The organism is Clostridium sp. HCP1S3_C6 (genome assembly GCF_052066735.1).
In the GTDB taxonomy this organism is placed as follows: domain Bacteria; phylum Bacillota; class Clostridia; order Clostridiales; family Clostridiaceae; genus Clostridium.
In genome coordinates this window covers 129,853-146,895 of sequence record NZ_JBQHRN010000001.1, presented here as the reverse complement: position 1 = coordinate 146,895, position 17,043 = coordinate 129,853, and the positions used below count along the sequence as shown (strand labels likewise).

The 17,043-nt window shown below is 27.2% G+C and carries 17 protein-coding genes and 1 pseudogene; 1 reads left to right on the top strand and 17 read right to left on the bottom strand.

What is annotated here, in order from left to right; genetic code table 11:
* Positions 1 to 30 precede the first annotated feature (30 nt).
* From ACTNAO_RS00725 to ACTNAO_RS00665, 13 genes and pseudogenes are all read right to left on the bottom strand, one after another.
* Positions 31 to 609, bottom strand: coding sequence for a TerD family protein (locus tag ACTNAO_RS00725; RefSeq protein ID WP_441027468.1), 579 nt, complete (start codon positions 607 to 609; stop codon positions 31 to 33).
* Between the two features lie 112 nt (positions 610 to 721).
* The gene (locus ACTNAO_RS00720) at positions 722 to 1,498 is read right to left on the bottom strand and encodes an HAD hydrolase family protein (RefSeq protein WP_441027469.1); all 777 of its coding nucleotides are present in this window, start codon (positions 1,496 to 1,498) and stop codon (positions 722 to 724) included.
* Between the two features lie 30 nt (positions 1,499 to 1,528).
* Entirely contained in the window at positions 1,529 to 2,629 is a 1,101-nt protein-coding gene (locus tag ACTNAO_RS00715) for a cysteine protease StiP family protein (protein ID WP_441027470.1), read from the bottom strand.
* A 6-nt stretch (positions 2,630 to 2,635) separates the two neighbouring features.
* Complete coding sequence (locus ACTNAO_RS00710; RefSeq protein WP_441027471.1) at positions 2,636 to 3,832, bottom strand: phosphoribosyltransferase family protein; 1,197 nt, start codon at positions 3,830 to 3,832, stop codon at positions 2,636 to 2,638.
* Positions 3,813 to 4,889, bottom strand: a complete 1,077-nt coding sequence (locus ACTNAO_RS00705; RefSeq protein WP_441027472.1) for an HpcH/HpaI aldolase/citrate lyase family protein — start codon at positions 4,887 to 4,889, stop codon at positions 3,813 to 3,815. Before ACTNAO_RS00705 ends, ACTNAO_RS00710 begins: the two co-directional genes overlap by 20 nt.
* A gap of 98 nt (positions 4,890 to 4,987) precedes the next feature.
* A complete protein-coding gene (locus ACTNAO_RS00700; RefSeq protein WP_441027473.1) occupies positions 4,988 to 5,767 on the bottom strand; it encodes an AIM24 family protein in 780 nt (259 codons plus the stop codon).
* 27 nt (positions 5,768 to 5,794) lie between these two features.
* Positions 5,795 to 6,748 carry a TerD family protein gene (locus ACTNAO_RS00695; RefSeq protein ID WP_441027474.1) on the bottom strand — a complete coding sequence of 318 codons (954 nt, stop codon included), beginning with the start codon at positions 6,746 to 6,748 and terminating at the stop codon, positions 5,795 to 5,797.
* 163 nt (positions 6,749 to 6,911) lie between these two features.
* Complete coding sequence (locus ACTNAO_RS00690; RefSeq protein ID WP_441027475.1) at positions 6,912 to 8,651, bottom strand: ABC transporter ATP-binding protein; 1,740 nt, start codon at positions 8,649 to 8,651, stop codon at positions 6,912 to 6,914.
* 5 nt (positions 8,652 to 8,656) lie between these two features.
* Positions 8,657 to 10,381 carry an ABC transporter ATP-binding protein gene (locus ACTNAO_RS00685; protein WP_441027476.1) on the bottom strand — a complete coding sequence of 575 codons (1,725 nt, stop codon included), beginning with the start codon at positions 10,379 to 10,381 and terminating at the stop codon, positions 8,657 to 8,659.
* A 121-nt stretch (positions 10,382 to 10,502) separates the two neighbouring features.
* Positions 10,503 to 11,855 carry a chloride channel protein gene (locus ACTNAO_RS00680; protein ID WP_441048038.1) on the bottom strand — a complete coding sequence of 451 codons (1,353 nt, stop codon included), beginning with the start codon at positions 11,853 to 11,855 and terminating at the stop codon, positions 10,503 to 10,505.
* A 202-nt stretch (positions 11,856 to 12,057) separates the two neighbouring features.
* Positions 12,058 to 12,512: pseudogene (gene tnpA / locus ACTNAO_RS00675) on the bottom strand (IS200/IS605 family transposase).
* Between the two features lie 182 nt (positions 12,513 to 12,694).
* Positions 12,695 to 12,877 carry a DUF6483 family protein gene (locus tag ACTNAO_RS00670; RefSeq protein ID WP_441027478.1) on the bottom strand — a complete coding sequence of 61 codons (183 nt, stop codon included), beginning with the start codon at positions 12,875 to 12,877 and terminating at the stop codon, positions 12,695 to 12,697.
* Positions 12,878 to 12,993: 116 nt separating this feature from the next.
* On the bottom strand, positions 12,994 to 13,263 hold the full coding sequence (locus ACTNAO_RS00665; protein WP_441027479.1) for a hypothetical protein: 270 nt from the start codon (positions 13,261 to 13,263) through the stop codon (positions 12,994 to 12,996).
* Between the two features lie 197 nt (positions 13,264 to 13,460).
* Between ACTNAO_RS00665 and ACTNAO_RS00660 the strand changes: the two genes are divergently transcribed.
* Positions 13,461 to 14,264 carry a zinc dependent phospholipase C family protein gene (locus ACTNAO_RS00660; protein ID WP_441027480.1) on the top strand — a complete coding sequence of 268 codons (804 nt, stop codon included), beginning with the start codon at positions 13,461 to 13,463 and terminating at the stop codon, positions 14,262 to 14,264.
* A 31-nt stretch (positions 14,265 to 14,295) separates the two neighbouring features.
* Here ACTNAO_RS00660 and ACTNAO_RS00655 read toward each other — a convergent pair whose 3' ends face one another.
* The 4 genes from ACTNAO_RS00655 to ACTNAO_RS00640 form a co-directional block, all read right to left on the bottom strand.
* Positions 14,296 to 15,459 carry a macrolide family glycosyltransferase gene (locus tag ACTNAO_RS00655; RefSeq protein WP_441027481.1) on the bottom strand — a complete coding sequence of 388 codons (1,164 nt, stop codon included), beginning with the start codon at positions 15,457 to 15,459 and terminating at the stop codon, positions 14,296 to 14,298.
* Positions 15,460 to 15,852: a hypothetical protein gene (locus ACTNAO_RS00650; protein ID WP_441027482.1), complete on the bottom strand. Its 393-nt coding sequence runs from the start codon at positions 15,850 to 15,852 to the stop codon at positions 15,460 to 15,462.
* A 151-nt stretch (positions 15,853 to 16,003) separates the two neighbouring features.
* A complete protein-coding gene (locus ACTNAO_RS00645; RefSeq protein WP_441027483.1) occupies positions 16,004 to 16,648 on the bottom strand; it encodes a CatB-related O-acetyltransferase in 645 nt (214 codons plus the stop codon).
* Positions 16,649 to 16,809: 161 nt separating this feature from the next.
* Positions 16,810 to 17,031 carry a hypothetical protein gene (locus ACTNAO_RS00640; RefSeq protein ID WP_441027484.1) on the bottom strand — a complete coding sequence of 74 codons (222 nt, stop codon included), beginning with the start codon at positions 17,029 to 17,031 and terminating at the stop codon, positions 16,810 to 16,812.
* Between the last annotated feature and the right edge of the window lie 12 nt (positions 17,032 to 17,043).

The window sequence follows — 17,043 nt, the reverse complement described above, 5'->3', positions numbered from 1 at the left end:
AGGGAGCCCTAAAAGAAATAAATATGAGCACTAAACACTTAATCCAAAGTTACCACATAAAGCAGCAAGACCACCTTGGAATCCACTACCAATAGCGTTAAATTTCCATTCGCCATTGTTTCTGTAAATTTCAGCTACTACTATAGCAGTTTCAATTGAAAAATCTTCTCCTAAATCATACTTAATTAATTCTTCGTTTGTATCTGCATTTAATACTCTAACATATGCATTAGAAACTTGTCCGAAATTTTGTTTTCTAGCTTCTGCATCATTTATTGTTACTGTAAAATCTACTTTTTCTATTTCTTGTGGTACCATACTTAAGTCTATTTTAATTTGTTCATCATCACCATCACCATCACCAGTTAAATTATCACCTAAATGTTGAATTGCACCTGATGGATGAGTTAAATTATTATAGAAAACCATATCTGTATCTTTTGCACACTTTCCATTTCCTGCACAACAAAAAGCAGATGCATCTAAATCAAATTCTGATCCTCCATCATATTTATTAGTATCCCATCCAAGACCTACTATAATGTTTTTAAGTCCTTTATTACCCTTTGTCAAGTCAACTTTTTGACCTTTTGTTAATGATATTGCCATTTTAAATCCTCCAATTTTTTCTTAAATATTTATACTAATTATTGTTTTTACAATATTGATATCTTTTACATATACTATTTTATCAAAATATTATTTATATTCCAATATTTTTCTATATATTTAATAATTCCTTAATAATTTCTTCAGTACCTTCAAAGCCTTCATTTTTGCTTATAAAATCTGTAGTATTTTTCATTTCATGTTCTATTGCAGATTTTGCTGGTACAAATGCTCTATTAGATTTTTTTAGCATATTTAAATCCATTGAAGAATCCCCCATAGCACAAAATTCTTTTTCATTTAAATAATTCATCAAAAAGTCTATTGCATTTTCTTTAGTTAATATTTTAGGTAAAAAATATATTTTTCTCCCACTTATGTAAAAATTCCAATTAAAAGCTTCTAATTCCTTTTTAAACGTCTCTATCTTTCTTAAATCAAACCTTTCAAGGTCCACAACTAAATAAAAAAACATTTCATCTACACTTCTAACCTTTAAAATTCCTTCTAATTCCCCATACTTTTCATTAAAAAAACTCATTGTAGATAACAAGCTATTACATTCTTTTAATCTCTTCTTTACAATATTACTCCATATTTCAAGAGGCTTTCCATTATATAAAATAACACCACCATTAGTAGTTATACTATATTGAAAATTTATACCATGTTCATTAAATTTAATTCTTGAAAATTGTTCTATACTTCTTGTAGTAGTTGGTATAAACTTATTGTCTTTTGAAATTTCTTTAAGAAGCTTTACAGTATTCTTTGAAATATACGATATTTCTTTTCCATCTAAAACCTCAATACAATATAGCTTGTCTCTATCTTTTATGAATTTTTTTGAATAAATTAATGTTCTATCTAAATCACTAAAAAAAAGCATACTTTCCCTTCCTAAACATATATTTTTTTACTAAACATCTTTTAAATTTTTGATTATTCCACAACATTTATATGATTTTAATGGATACACCTCTACTGGAACATTTTTCTCTTTTGCAAGTACAAATATATGATTAAGTCTTTCATCATCTAAACTATCAACTAGTATTTTATATGGAATTCTTCTAAGTAAGACTCTTGTTGTTTCACCAATTCCAGGTTTTATAAAATTTATGTCTTTAACATCAAACGCTTCTCTAATCATTTCTACATCTTCTGCACCAAGTTTTGTAATATCATCCTTTTCCCAATCTTTCATAGTCTCATTAATCTTTTCAAATTGACTTTCAAATTCAGCTGATATTGTATCTATATATTTATTTGACTCATCAAATTCTTTAAGTTCTTTGTAATATTTTGCTCCATGGAAATCTTCCTCATGAATTAAATCCCTTCTAAGCACAGTTCTACTTACAAGACCAGATACTGTTGAATTTAAACATGCACTTGGTATTAAAAAATCTTCCCTTACGCCATAACTTTTAGAATATCCCGCTGGGTCTGCTAGTACCGCAAGGGCATCATCTAATTGTATATTATATTTTTTATAATAGTCATCACATGCCTTTTTTAATACATTGCAAATTGTACCTTTTCCAGTCCATCCATCTATAAATTGAATTTTCATATCTTTATGATGATCTAAAATATATTTTATAGCATTTTCATCAATACCTCTATCTCTTATGATTGAAATAGTATAATGTGGAAGATTTATATTATATTTTTTCTTTATATATCTTTTGGCAAGTATACCTATTGGAGTACCAGCTCTTGCAAGAGATACTAAAACTACATTTTTACCATTTCTTTTTATAATTTTCTCAGACATTACACCTGCTGCAAATGCTAATTTCTTTTTGTACTTTTCAAGCTTTTCTCTATATAAATTTAAATAAGTATCACTTACTTGATATTCTATAGGAAGCATTTCTGAATAATGGCGTCCACTTTGAATAGCCTTTTCTCTCTCCCTATTACCTTGCTCAATTTTAGCATCTGAAATATCCTTAAGTAAAAATATAACATCATCTTTTGAATATGTTCCAAATTCTTTATTTTCTGAATTCATATAATATTACTCCTTAAAAAATCTAACTATATTAATTTTCTTTATTCCAGCAAATTCTAGTATTTTTATAAACTCATTAACTTTAGAAGGCTCTTTGAAAACTTCCATAAATAAAAAACATTCATCATATTTATTTACTCTTAAATTATAAATATAATTTATGTTTTTATTATAAAAACTTTCAAAAGTATATTTTTCCTTTATAGGATATTCACTATCATTTATAGCTATAATAGGGCTTCTTGTTGTAGAATGATAATAAACATTTCCCTTAATTTTCTTTGAAAGCATCATTGGAATATACATAAATTCTTCAATTCCAAGGCAAAGTATATTAGAATTTTCATCATTTGGAATAAGTTTTTTAGATTCTCTATCTATTATATGTAGTAGCTTTTCTTGCATTTTTCTACTTATTCCAAATCTACCTGTATAAAGACTATATTTTCTCTCTCCAAAATATTCTTCAAAATCTAGATATATATCATTAATTACAGCATTAAAATTGGTACTTTCCTCCACTTTAACAATGCTATCTTCTAATTCATTTTCCATAGAAAATTCAAAATTCCCATTAAATAAATATACAAATTCTATAGAGCATCCCAAACTACTTGCAACCTTTTGAATTTCTTTATTTCTTTCTTCATCAATCCAATTAAGAACAGATGCAATTACAAATTTTTTAACCTTAAATGTTTCTTGAATTTTTGAAATCATATTAAGACATGTTTTAGCTGTAGTTATTTCATCATCAACAAGAATAACTTCACTTACATCATTAATATTATTCAAATTATCTATATATAGATTTTGCTCCATTGCATGAGAATGTTCCTCTAAAAATTCTAATTTTTTTAAAGCTTTAACCTCTTCCCTTGTAGTATGAATAAAATATTCTGCACTTTCTAAATAATTAAAAAATGAATGAGAAAGACAAGTTGCAGTTTCTGCAAAACCTATTACAAGTTGTCTTTCATTTTTATAATTTTCATGTTTCATCTTGTAACTTTTAGCAAGAAGTAATCCTAATTTATCAACCTTATTAGGATTTATAGGAAGGTGCTTACCTAAAGTTTTTGACACAAATAAAAATTTACGTTTTTTATTATTTCTAAGGGCAACAGATAAATAATCATTTATATCTAAATTAAGAGGATTATCTTTGATATTTATTTTGCAATTAAAATTCAAGTAACTCATTATAATCTACTCCTTCATTAAATACTCCATAAACTTTTGAAAGTTTTATTATTCTTTTAGCCCAATTTAAATGGGGATTTACCTCATTCATTCTATCCTTGTGAAGTCCAGCACTTACACCATATTTGCTATTTACATTTCCAAGTATATTAGAGGCATCAACATAATCTTCAAAAGACACTACATTCATAGCTTCACATACGTAAAGTTGATATGGATGAATTACTGTTTTTCCAACAAATCCATTCATTTTATCAAGTTCTAATTCCTTAATATAAGATTCTAATATATCTTCCTTTTTCATATTATAAAATTCAGATACACCACCGCTTATAACAATATCATTACTATTACTTGATCCTAAAAAACTCATTAAATCAGCTAAGAAACTTCGAAACACAATATTATCATATATTGTATACTTCTTATTTCTTCTAAGACTATATGCTCCAAGAATATCTGTTACTCCTATTCTTACATTTAAAACTCTAGATATATTTTTTCTAACAACATTTTTTAATTTACATAAGGCCTCTTCCTTTGTATCTATAGATGTAAATTCAGTTGTTTCAATTATTGGCATAATATATAAACTTGAACACCCTTCCCTATCTAATATTTCTAAAAATTCTTCAACAGTTTCAGAATTTGCCTTTGGTATAACTATTCCTGTTAATATGTCAAGATTTTCCCTTAAAATATCAGTAAATTTCTCCATTTGAGCAGCATTTTTAGGACGTATAAATATTAATGGAGACTTATGCTTCATTATTTCCATTCTTCTTATATATCCCATAACTTCTCTAATATTTTCTATTGCCTCATCTTCACCAGTATCTCCTACAGAATCCTCAAGACACATAACTACAGATGTTGCACCTTTTATGTTGCCACTAAAAAATTTATATAACTTATCCTTATTTATAGCAGGAATATATAGTAATGCACCAACACTATATTTTAATAAATTCAATTCAGTATTTTTATCTATATTTTCTGGTAACTTATAAAAAAGTTCCTCTTCAATTTCACTTTTTAAGTAGTCAAAATGTCTCATTTAAAACTTCCTTTTTTAATATTTAATATTTTTATATAAATAAATTGTTTTAGAAAACTGTCTAAAACAATTTATTTATAATATATTAACATTCAAATTTATCTAAACAAGTTATTTATCATGCCGCCAATGCCACTTGCTGTGTCTCCAATATTGCCCATAGCACCGCCAAAAGTTTGATTTTGTTGAACATCTGGAGTATAGTCTTTATCATCAATTCCTATCTTTAATCCTGATTTTCTTTCACTTGGTTGAACAATAACTTGGCCACCTGGGCGTTCAAATTTAAATGCATAACTTTCTCCTGAAGCTTGTCCTATTAAATTTTTCCATCCAAGGTCTAAATGTAATCCTGGATCTGGGCCAGTCCATGCAACAATAGCATCTGGGTCTACAAAGCAAGGTGTTGGAAGAACTATTGGGTTACCATCTGTTAATACAGCTACTTGAGCCCCAGGTCCCTTAGCTGATAAAACTGAAGTAAATAACCCTTTTTGAGATATTGTACCTTGTGCTAAGAATTTGAAACTATAATTACAAGTATCAGTAAAAGCTAAAAGATTTTCACTTTCTACTTTTAATTCCATTCCTGGTTCTAAATTTATTATTGTAACATGTTGAGAAAGATTTGCATAAAATGATACAGCACCTGCAGCTGCTCTAACCTTCATTAATGGCATATTTTCACCAGTTAATCTACGTCCTATTTGACCAAGTAATGCCTGTGCTGGATTACCTTGTGGTCCAAGTAATACCTTTTCAAATTTGCAGTTATTGCTATAAGCTATCATAGCACCTGCCTTAGTAAATAAAGCTCCTTGTCCATCTACACATGTAGCTCTACAAGCTAATTCGTTAAGTGTTTCTAATTTAAACATTAATTTTCCCCCTTAAAATAAATATATTTATCCTGCAACATTTACTCCATATCTTTGACACAGTCCTAATAAATCATCATTAGTACCATTACCAATAGGATTAAATCTCCATTCGTTATTTTTCTTGTAAAGTTCTCCAACCATCATTGATGTAACTTCTTTATAATATTCTGTTAAATTAAATCTTACAAGTTCTCTATTTTGTGCTTTATCTACAACTCTTATAAATGCATTAGATACTCCTGCAAAATTCAAATTTCTTTGTTTTGCTTCGTTTATTGTTACAACAAAAACAATTTTTTCAACCTGTGGATTTACTTGTGAAAGCTTTATACTTATTATTTCATCATCGCCATCACCAGCTCCTGTTGTATTATCACCAGAATGTCTTACTGAACCATCAGGACTACATGTTTGATTATAAAATACAAACCAATCATCACCAATAACTCTTTCATTAGGTCCAAGTAGAAATGCTTCTGAATCTAAATCATATGCATTAGTGCTTACATCCCATCCAAGACATATATCTACTAAATCTAAATTTGGATTCATCTTAGATAAGCTTATCTTTTGACCTTTTGATAAAATAACTCCACCACCACTATTTTGATTCATATTAGGTGATTGATTATTAAAATTAGCTCCATTATTAAAATTATTATTTGACTGCATATTGTTAAAATTATTCTGGCCATTATTAAAATTATTTTGCTGCATATTTATATTATTATTTGGTGCATTATAATTATTATTCATATTTGGATTGTAATTGTTTTGATTATTATTAAAAGCTTGCTGATTATTGTAATTATTCATGTCAGAATTATTAAATCCATTAGAATTGCCATATTGATTTTCATTATTATAACTATTCATGTTCATGCCTTGATTATTAAATGCTGATGTATTTGATACATTCATATTTCCTGGCGAACCTAAATCTAAAGCACCTTTTACCTTATTAGGTACATTAATCATTTATTATACCCCTCCCCTCAAAATATAAAATGAGTATTATTTATAATATCATATTTTAAGATTACGATATTTTTAAATAATACTCAATAGTTATTTTACAATATTTATATTTTTTTAATATAAATTACACTTTTTTACATTTTGTTTTCAAATAATTAACAAATTATACTGCATACTGACTATTAAAAAGTTCATAATAGAATCCCTTTTTATCTAAAAGTTCATCGTGATTTCCTTGCTCTATAATATGTCCGTCTTTCATAACAAGTATTATATCTGCATTTTGAATAGTTGATAATCTATGAGCAACAATAAAACTAGTTTTTCCTTCCATAAGCTTATTAAATGCATCTTGAATTTTCATCTCTGTTCTTGTATCAATAGAAGAGGTAGCTTCATCAAGTATAAGCATATCTGGATCGCATAACATAACTCTTGTTATACATAAAAGTTGTTTTTGTCCTTGAGAAAGTACTCCCCCATCTTCCCCAATTATAGTATCATATCCTTTAGGCAGTCTTTTTATAAAGCCATGTGAATTAGCACTTTTAGCTGCAGCTATAATTTCTTCATCTGTTGCATTTGGTTTTCCCATAGTTAAGTTATCTCTTATAGTTGCGTTTTTAAGCCATGTTTCTTGAAGCACCATTCCATAACTCAATCTTAAACTTTTTCTAGATACATCCCTAATATCAATTCCATCAACCTTTATACTACCACTATTAACATCATAAAATCGCATTAATAAATTTATTAAAGTAGTTTTGCCACATCCTGTTGGACCAACTATTGCAATTTTTTGACCACTTTTAACATTAAGATTAAAATCTGTAATTAGCTTTTTATCAGTTACATATGAGAAATATACATTCTCACAATTAACTCTTCCTTTAACATTTTTTAGTTCATTAGCTTTTTCTGCTTCTTCTGGTTCTTGATCTATTATTTCAAATATTCTTGCAGCACATGCTATTGCATTTTGAAGTTCTGTAACTACACCTGATATTTCATTGAAAGGTTTTGTATACTGATTTGCATAGCTTAAAAAGCATGAAAGAGATCCTACTGTTAATCTTCCTGAAAGCACTACAATTGCTCCAACCACTGCTACAATGGCATAGATAAGCCCATTTACAAATCTTGTTGCAGGATTTGTTATAGATGAAAAAAAGGTTGCCCTAAGAGAATAATTTTGAAGTTTTTTATTCATATTATCAAATTTCTTAATAGCCTCTTCTTCATGACCATAAGCCTTTACTACTTTTTCATTACCAATAATTTCATTTATAAAGGATGTTTGTTCGCCTCTTGTTTCTGATTGAAGTTTAAACATTGAATAAGTTTTACTTGAAATAAATTTAGCTACAAAAAGAGAAATTGGTGTAAGTATAACTACTCCTATAGTAATTTCTATATTTATTGAAAGCATAAATAAAAGTGTACCTAGTATTGTAACTATGCCTGTAAAAAATTGTGTGAATCCCATTAAAAGTCCATCAGCAAATTGATCTACATCTGCTACAACTCTACTAACTATATCACCAGAGGAATGAGCATCAATATACTTAAGTGGAAGCCTTTCAATATTTGTGAAAGCATCTTTTCTTATATCAGCTACTACATTATATGTTACCTTATTATTTATAATATTCATAATCCATTGACCTATTGAAGTTATTAAAACTACAACAATTACCTCTATTAAAATTTTAAGAATAAATTCAAATTGAACATTTCCATATATAATTCCATCTATAGCTTTACCTATTAAAATAGGTACATATAATGTTAATGCAACAGTTAAGGCTGCAAGAATAATTGAAGTTATTATAAAAGCCATATATTTTTTTATGTATTTAAGTATTTTTATTATGGTGTCTTTTTGATTTTTAATTTTAGACATTATTCTTACGCCTCCTTCTTTGTTTGTGAATAATAAATTTCTTTATAAACCTCTGAATTTTTAAGAAGTTCACTATGAGTTCCTATTGCTTCTATCTTGCCATAATCTAAAACAACTATTTTATCAGCATATTGAATTGATGATGCTCTTTGTGAAACAATAAAAACTGTAACATTATATTTTAAATTTTTTATTGCCTTTCTAAGACGTGCATCTGTTGCAAAATCAAGGGCTGAAGCACTATCATCAAGTATTAATATTTCAGATTTCTTAATAAGTGCTCTTGCTATAGTCATTCTTTGTCTTTGACCACCAGAAAGATTTTTACCTCCTTCTGATATTTTATAATTTAAGCCGCCTTTTTTGTTAATAATATCTTCTGCTTGAGCTACTTTAATTGCTTCATTCATATCATTTAAGGTAGCATCTTTTTTACCCCATTTAAGATTTTCTTCTATTGTCCCCTTAAATAAGACCGCCTTTTGCATTACAATTGAAACTTTTTTTTGAAGTTCTTTTAATGGATAATCCTTAACATTTACTCCATTTATAAGAACTTCTCCTGAAGTTACATCATAAAATCTTGGTATTAAATTTACAAGAGAACTTTTACCAGACCCAGTACCACCTATTATTCCTATAGTTTCTCCTGGTTTTACTGAAAAATTAATATCTGTAAGTGATTCTTCTTTAGAATCACCATAAGCTAATGAAACATGTTTAAATTCTACTGAATTTTCTAAAGAATTATTATATACATTATTTAATTTATCAACATAATTCATAGATGACTTTATAAAAAATACATCTGCAATACGATTGCCACAAGCAATAGACTTATTTACTGTAACAATTAAATTAGCAAGTTTAATAAGTTCTACTAGTATTTGTGACATGTAATTGTATAAAGCAATTACTTGACCTTGAGTTAAAAATCCATTATTTACTTGAATTGCTCCAACCCATATAAGTCTTGCTATTGCAATATTTATAACAACATATGTAAGTGGGTTCATTAAAGCTGAAATACTTCCTGATTTTTTTTGTTTATGTGCTAAATCATTAATTTTATTGTTATAATTTTTTATTTCTCTATCTTCTATACAAAAAGCTCTAATAACACGTACTCCTGTTAAATTTTCTCTTGTACTTTGAAGTACACTATCAAGGCTCTTTTGAACATCCTTAAGCATAGGAATATTAAGACTCATTATTCCAAAAATAATTATTGAAAGAATAATTATTGCCATAACGAATATAAGAGCAGAATTAAAATCAATAGTAAATGCCATAATCATAGCACCAAATACAATAAATGGAGAACGTAAGAAAAGACGAAGCACCATATTTACTCCTGTCTGAGTTTGATTTACATCACTAGTCATTCTTGTAATCATAGTAGATGTACCAAGTGTATCTATTTCGGAAAATGAAAGACCAAGTAAATGTTTAAAAAGATAATGACGGAGGTTAGTTGCAAAACCTACAGCTGCTTTTGCAGAAAAATATTGTGCTGTTATTGATGAAACAAGGCCTATTATGCCAAGTAAAATAAGCAGCAAACACATTTTTATAATGTATGTCTTATTATCATTTGCAATACCAACATCTATGATAGATGCTACTACAAGAGGCACTATAAGTTCAAAGGAAGCTTCAAGCATCTTAAAAAGTGGTGCTAAAACACATTCTTTTTTATAATCCCTTAAATAAATAAGTAATTTTTTCACGAAATCCAATCTCCTTTAATTTATTTATATAAAATACTTGAATATTTTATGTAATTTCTAATATATTATACTACCTAATGAAAATTTTTCATAATAAAAATAGCAACTACAAAGGTAATTGCTATCTAGCTTTTCTGTTAATAAATAATGTTTTATATTTTGAATATACTATTGTTTGGTCATTATATAATCCATAATAACCAGAAAGAAGATAACTTATAGATGCAGCTATTAAAAAGTATGGAACAGCCTCAAAACCAAATAATTCAAAGCTAATAAGAATTGAAGTAATAGGACAATTAGTTACTCCACAAAAAACAGAAATCATTCCAACTGCAGCACAAAGAGATGGAGATAATCCTATCAGATTACCAAATACACATCCAAATGTTGCACCAATAAAAAATGATGGAACTATTTCTCCTCCCTTAAAGCCTGCTTCAATAGTGATAGCTGTTAATATCATTTTTGCTATAAAAGCATAAGGTACAGCTTCTCCCTTCATTGCTTTTTCTATAACTTCTACTCCAGCACCATTGTAATCTGTAGTTTGAAGTATTAATGTAGCAAGAACTATTATAACACCTGCAAAAAATATTCTATAATAAGGATTTTTTATATATTTTCTATATAAATCTCCAAACTTGTGAAGAATAATACAAAATATCACGCTAAGCCCTGCACATAGTATTGATAACAGAAGAATTTCACTACCAGAAAGTATAGATAATTCTGGTATATTGTTTATAGTAAAAGTATCAGAACTTATTCCCATATTACTTGCAAATTTTGAAGCAATAAGTACAGAAAATACACATGGTACAAGAGCTGCATAATACATAACCCCTACACTTACTACTTCCATAGCAAATATTGCTGCTGCCATAGGAGTTCCAAATACAGCTGCAAAAGCTGCACTCATACCACACATTACAATTACTCTTTTATCTCTATCATCAAGTTTTAATATTTTTCCAAGAAAGTTCCCAATGCTGCCTCCAAGTTGCAAAGCAGCGCCTTCTCTGCCTGCAGAACCTCCAAAAAGATGAGTAATTACTGTAGATATAAATATTAAAGGTGCCATTTTAGTTGGAACTTCTGCCTGTGCATGTATTGTAGATAATACAAGGTTTGTTCCCTTATCATTTTTATAATCAAATATCCTATATAAAAATACAATAAAAAGTCCTGCAACTGGCAAAAGAAAAATTATATTAGGATTTTCCATTCTAAAGGCAGTTACTTTGTTCATTGAATGTGCAAAAAGTGTACTAAAGCCTCCAACAACAACTCCTACTATACATGCAAAGAAAATCCACCTAATACATAAAAGCAAATGTTCGCTTACATGCTTTGTATAATATACAACCATCTTAGGTTTGCTTTTTATTTTTTTATTTATCTTTTTCATTTTATCTTTATCTATTGTATCTCTATTAATTCTAGATTTATTGTCTTGAATTTCATCATCCATATTAATTTTCACTACTCTTTCAATTATATTGTTAATTATAACATTACTAATAGCATATAACTTAAACTTTTATTCTGTCAAATACTTCTATAGCAATGAATAATTATCCTCCGGCTTAGCCGGAGGTTTTGAATTTTCGGGCGTAGCCCTTTTCCACTAGCCACGCCTAAAGGCGTATGTACGATCTGGCACATGCGACTTTTTACTTGCTACCCTTAAAAGGGTCTATATCATCAATTGTTAATTGTTCTGCCATCTTATCTTCCTGCAATTGATTTGCTATATATTCTTTTATTTTTTAGTATTTTTTCCAACAGTGTCAACATAATATCCCCTACACCAAAATTCTCTATTTCTATATTTATATCTCATATTTCCCCATTTTTCATATATCATCAAGCTACTTTTTCCTTTTAAAAATCCCATAAATCCTGATACGCTCATCTTTGGTGGAATTTCTATTAGCATATGTATATGATCAATACAAACTTCTGCTTCTAATATATTTACACCTTTCCATCTACATAATTCTCTTAATATTGCTCCTATATCTAATCTCTTCTCTTCATAAAATACTTTTCTTCTATACTTTGGTGCAAATACTACATGATATTTGCAGTTCCATTTAGTATGTGATAAACTGTGTACGTCATTCATTTTGAATGTCCTCCTTCTGATTTTTTTATGCAGTTGCCAGACCGCATTTATATTATATCAGAAGGAGTTTTTCTATTATGTACCATAGCTATAAGCTTTACTGAACCCCACGTCTAACGCGGGGTTTTCTAAATACAAAAAAGGCGCCGCACTATTTTTTTAGTGCGACAGCCCCTTGTATGTTACATCATTTTTAAAAAAGGCTCTGCTAAGCCATAAACATTATACTTTTTATAGTTTTCTTCGTCTTCAGAATTTTTATATATAACTTCCTCATTATCATCTTTTTTAATTTTAAATAAACACCTTAACATCCCCTCAATTAATTGATTAATCATTCTAAGCAGATAATCTTGTTTAATCATATAAATCACTCCTTTATATTAAAAATAAATTTTAATATAAAATCAATTATCCATTCTAACCTTTAAGGAAATTAGACAATGTTCTCCATTTATATAAAACAAGTGATAAAAATATGTTATAAACCGTTTATATATAAAATTAAAAATAATTGAAAACTATATTGAACTATTTTTAAATACTTATCTTCTTTTATTTCATCTGCATTATTTTTTATATTTAATTTGTTAAATCCTAAACACCTAACTATATCGCTTTCATATGTTGTTTCAATAGCGTCAGCAAATATATCATATATAAAACTAGATGAACCCGAAGAAGCAAAAATGCTAGCAAAAATAATAGCAATTAATAATACTTTTTTAGATATTACTTTTTTATTAATCATTTTTCTTCATCCTAACTTTCCCTGTTAAAACTTTTACCTTAAGCTTGTACACAGTAGTTCTTAGCATTACATATTTAATGTATCATGTCTCCTTTTAATCATATATATATTATACTTTATTTTAATATATATATGTGATTATTTTTACATATATTTGATATAATAGTAATGTAAATTAAAAAATAGGAGAATAAATAATGCCCACAACATATGCACATTATAGATTTGGTAAAGATGTATTAAATATTTTACCAAGTGAGATTCAAAAAATAATTAATGAGAATATTGAGTTATATAATATTGGTTTGCATGGACCTGATATTTTATTTTATTCTAAACCACTTAATAAAAATAAAATTAATAACTTAGGAACTCTTTTACATGAAAATAAAGCAAAAAATTTTTTTGAAAATTCAATTAATATTATAAATTCAATTAATGATGAAAAAATAAAAAATGCATCAATATCATATATTTATGGTTTTATATGTCACTTTACACTAGATTGTTCTTCACATAATTATATAAATAAAGAAACATCACAAAAAAATATAAGTCATTCAGAAATTGAAGCAGAATTTGATAGACTTTTACTTGTTATGGATAACTTAAATCCTATAAAAACAAAATTAACAAAACACATTAATCCAAATAAACATAATGCCAATGTAATACATCAATTTTTTAACAATATTTCATGTGATGAAATTCAATCTACATTAAAATCAATGAAATTTTTCTTAAACGCCTTAGTTGCACCATCAAAAATAAAACGTAATATTATATATTCATTACTAACTATTGCAGGCAAATATGATGATATGCATGGACTTATAATAAATTATAAACCTAACCCAGATTGCCTTGTTAGTAATAATATGCTACTAGAAATTTATAAAAAAAGAATTAAAAAGGCTAAAGATTTAATAATATCCTACAAAAAATCATTAAATGAAATTATAGTACTAGATGAAGAATTCGACAGAAATTTTGAAGCATAGCTTACCATAATCTATGCTTCTATCTTTATAATCAAATATTTTGTTCAATGTACTCTGCTGCTTTTGTAACTCCTCCAGAATTATGCAATGTTTCACTTATTTTTTCAACACTTTTACTAACATAATCATCTTCTAATAGTTTAGATACACTTTTTTTCAATATATCACATGAAATATTATCTTTTAATAATTTATACCCAAGCTTAAGCTCTTCTACTCTATTAGCCACTGCAAATTGATCTACATCCATTGGAATTACTAAACATTTATTGTGATAATATAATCCCTCATTTACACTATTCATTCCACCATGAGTTATAAATATTTGTGATCTTTCAAGTACCTCAAGCTGTGGTACAAAGTTATAAACATAGAAATTAGCAGGGATTTCTCCTAATTCTTTAATATCTATTTTCTTGCCAATTGACATTATTACTGAAAAATCACTATCCCTAAAGGCTTCTATACACTTTTTGTAAAAAGTCATATTTTCATTTTGAAGTGTACCTAATGAAATATATATAATTAAATTTTTCATATCATCATAAGGTATCTTTATATCACTTTTTCTTTTTATAATAGCTGGTCCAACAAAACAATATCTATCATTATCAAATTCTTCATTATTTATCTGAAATTCTTTTGATGTATAAACTATATTATAATCTACTAGAGAATTTGATATTTCAGTAAGTATATTATGTGTACAAATTTTAATTTTTCCACATACTACTTTAGTCAACATTTTTAATAAAAATTTATTTTTTAACAAATTAATTTCTTTATTTTCACTAACTAATATAGAATTAATATTATTATCATTTAATGCAAATGTACTAAATTGTCTTACAGCTTTAATACCCAATTTTTTGGCAGCTGCAAGTGCTGTAAAGGTGAAAAATTCATACACTATTACATCATACTCTTTCCCTACAGAAATAATAGTATTATAAGCATATCTCCATACTTTACATGCATTTAATACATTAGTAGGATGTCCATTTTTAAATTTCAATTCATAATCATTATGATTTATATAGGGAATAAATTTTGCTCCTGTTTCTTCTATTTTATCTTTCCATTCATTATTTAATATATATGAAACTTCATGGCCCCTGCTTACTAATTCTCTTGCCAATACTAATGTAGGATTAGTATGTCCACTAAATGGTATGTTAACCATTAATATTTTCATTTAAATTTCCTTTACTTTCTTAAGAGCTTCATCATAAGATGTAACTTTTATTACTTTAAAATATTTTATAAACTCCTTAGTCCAAAGATCCATTTCTTCTTCTATTTCATTTACTTCATTTAGTATAAACACCACACACTTGCAATCTGTTTTAGCCATTGCAGGAAGAAGTTTTTCAAAGCCCCATTTAACATCTGCTTTATCATCTTCAAACCCATTTCTTGCATCTACTATATAATTACTATTCTTATAATTATTAAGTAGTTCATATGCAAACCATGTGGGCTGCCTATAATTATCAAAACAAGCAAACTTTTTCCACTTTAAAAATACAATATTATCTTCTTTTATATATTTTACACTACAATAATCTGAATTAAATTCATCCTTCATTAAAATACACATCCTTAAAAAAATTATATAAATTATACCACAAATTCAATTATTTTTCATATAATAATTAATTTATTCACATAAAATTAAGACAAAAAAAGACATACATTAATAAACAATATATCTATTAATGTATATCTATCATTCTTATTTAATTATTACATATCTTAATTAAATTTTCTATATCATTATGCTGAATAAAAGGAATAACTTGAGCTATTTTTTCATTACTTAAGTTCCACCATTTTAACTTTATAAGTTTTTCTATTGTTTCATTATCAAATCTTTTTCTAATTTCTCTTGCTGGAACACCACCTACTATGCTATAAGGCTCTACATCCTTTGTAACTACTGCCTTTGCACCTATTATTGCTCCATCACCTATCTTAACTCCTGATAAGATAACAGCATTATATCCTATCCATACATCATTTCCTATTATAATATCACCTTTATTATCCCATGCTTCACTTACTTGTAAGTCACATCCCCACTCTTCTGTAAATAATGGGAAAGTATAAGTAGATAATGAGTTCAATGAGTGATTTGCACTGTTCATTATAAATTTTGCACCACATGCAATAGAACAAAACTTTCCTATAATAAGCTTATCTTTATTAATTGGGTAATGGTACAATACATTATTTTTTTCAAAATCCACAGGATCATTTACATAATCATTATAGATAGTAAAATCACCCACCTGTATGCTATGATTTTTTATAACATTTTTTAAATACACTATCTCTTTATCATTTGTTCTTGGATAAATTTTATTACCATCTGGAATAACCATATTTTAAATCTCCTTTACTATAAAATTTTAGATTATTCCAGTAAATACAATGCACATTTTCATAATAAGCACCCCCACTATACTTAAATTTTAATAGTGTAAATAAATATATTCAAGTGCTAGTCAATTATAATTTAGTATAATTATAACATTTAATAATTTTAATTAATACTTTTTAAAGATATTATTTCACCTAAAAGCATACACAATGACATTCCAATTGATAAATAACCTATAGCACTACCAATTGCTATTCCAAAGCCCATACCTAATACCATATATGAAGTATTGTTTTTTGATTTGTTAGCGCAAGCTATTGCTATACTTAATCCTATTAGAATAAATGGTAATGCTGCTAAGATAAACTCTATAATACTATCCATAAGAATTCCCCC

Coding starts and splice junctions, on each gene's coding strand:
- ACTNAO_RS00725 (WP_441027468.1), bottom strand. CDS start 609: ATGGCAATATCATTAACAAAAGGTCAAAAAGTTGACTTGACAAAGGGT.
- ACTNAO_RS00720 (WP_441027469.1), bottom strand. CDS start 1,498: ATGCTTTTTTTTAGTGATTTAGATAGAACATTAATTTATTCAAAAAAA.
- ACTNAO_RS00715 (WP_441027470.1), bottom strand. CDS start 2,629: ATGAATTCAGAAAATAAAGAATTTGGAACATATTCAAAAGATGATGTT.
- ACTNAO_RS00710 (WP_441027471.1), bottom strand. CDS start 3,832: ATGAGTTACTTGAATTTTAATTGCAAAATAAATATCAAAGATAATCCT.
- ACTNAO_RS00705 (WP_441027472.1), bottom strand. CDS start 4,889: ATGAGACATTTTGACTACTTAAAAAGTGAAATTGAAGAGGAACTTTTT.
- ACTNAO_RS00700 (WP_441027473.1), bottom strand. CDS start 5,767: ATGTTTAAATTAGAAACACTTAACGAATTAGCTTGTAGAGCTACATGT.
- ACTNAO_RS00695 (WP_441027474.1), bottom strand. CDS start 6,748: ATGATTAATGTACCTAATAAGGTAAAAGGTGCTTTAGATTTAGGTTCG.
- ACTNAO_RS00690 (WP_441027475.1), bottom strand. CDS start 8,651: ATGTCTAAAATTAAAAATCAAAAAGACACCATAATAAAAATACTTAAA.
- ACTNAO_RS00680 (WP_441048038.1), bottom strand. CDS start 11,855: ATGGATGATGAAATTCAAGACAATAAATCTAGAATTAATAGAGATACA.
- ACTNAO_RS00670 (WP_441027478.1), bottom strand. CDS start 12,877: ATGATTAAACAAGATTATCTGCTTAGAATGATTAATCAATTAATTGAG.
- ACTNAO_RS00665 (WP_441027479.1), bottom strand. CDS start 13,263: ATGATTAATAAAAAAGTAATATCTAAAAAAGTATTATTAATTGCTATT.
- ACTNAO_RS00660 (WP_441027480.1), top strand. CDS start 13,461: ATGCCCACAACATATGCACATTATAGATTTGGTAAAGATGTATTAAAT.
- ACTNAO_RS00655 (WP_441027481.1), bottom strand. CDS start 15,459: ATGAAAATATTAATGGTTAACATACCATTTAGTGGACATACTAATCCT.
- ACTNAO_RS00650 (WP_441027482.1), bottom strand. CDS start 15,852: ATGAAGGATGAATTTAATTCAGATTATTGTAGTGTAAAATATATAAAA.
- ACTNAO_RS00645 (WP_441027483.1), bottom strand. CDS start 16,648: ATGGTTATTCCAGATGGTAATAAAATTTATCCAAGAACAAATGATAAA.
- ACTNAO_RS00640 (WP_441027484.1), bottom strand. CDS start 17,031: ATGGATAGTATTATAGAGTTTATCTTAGCAGCATTACCATTTATTCTA.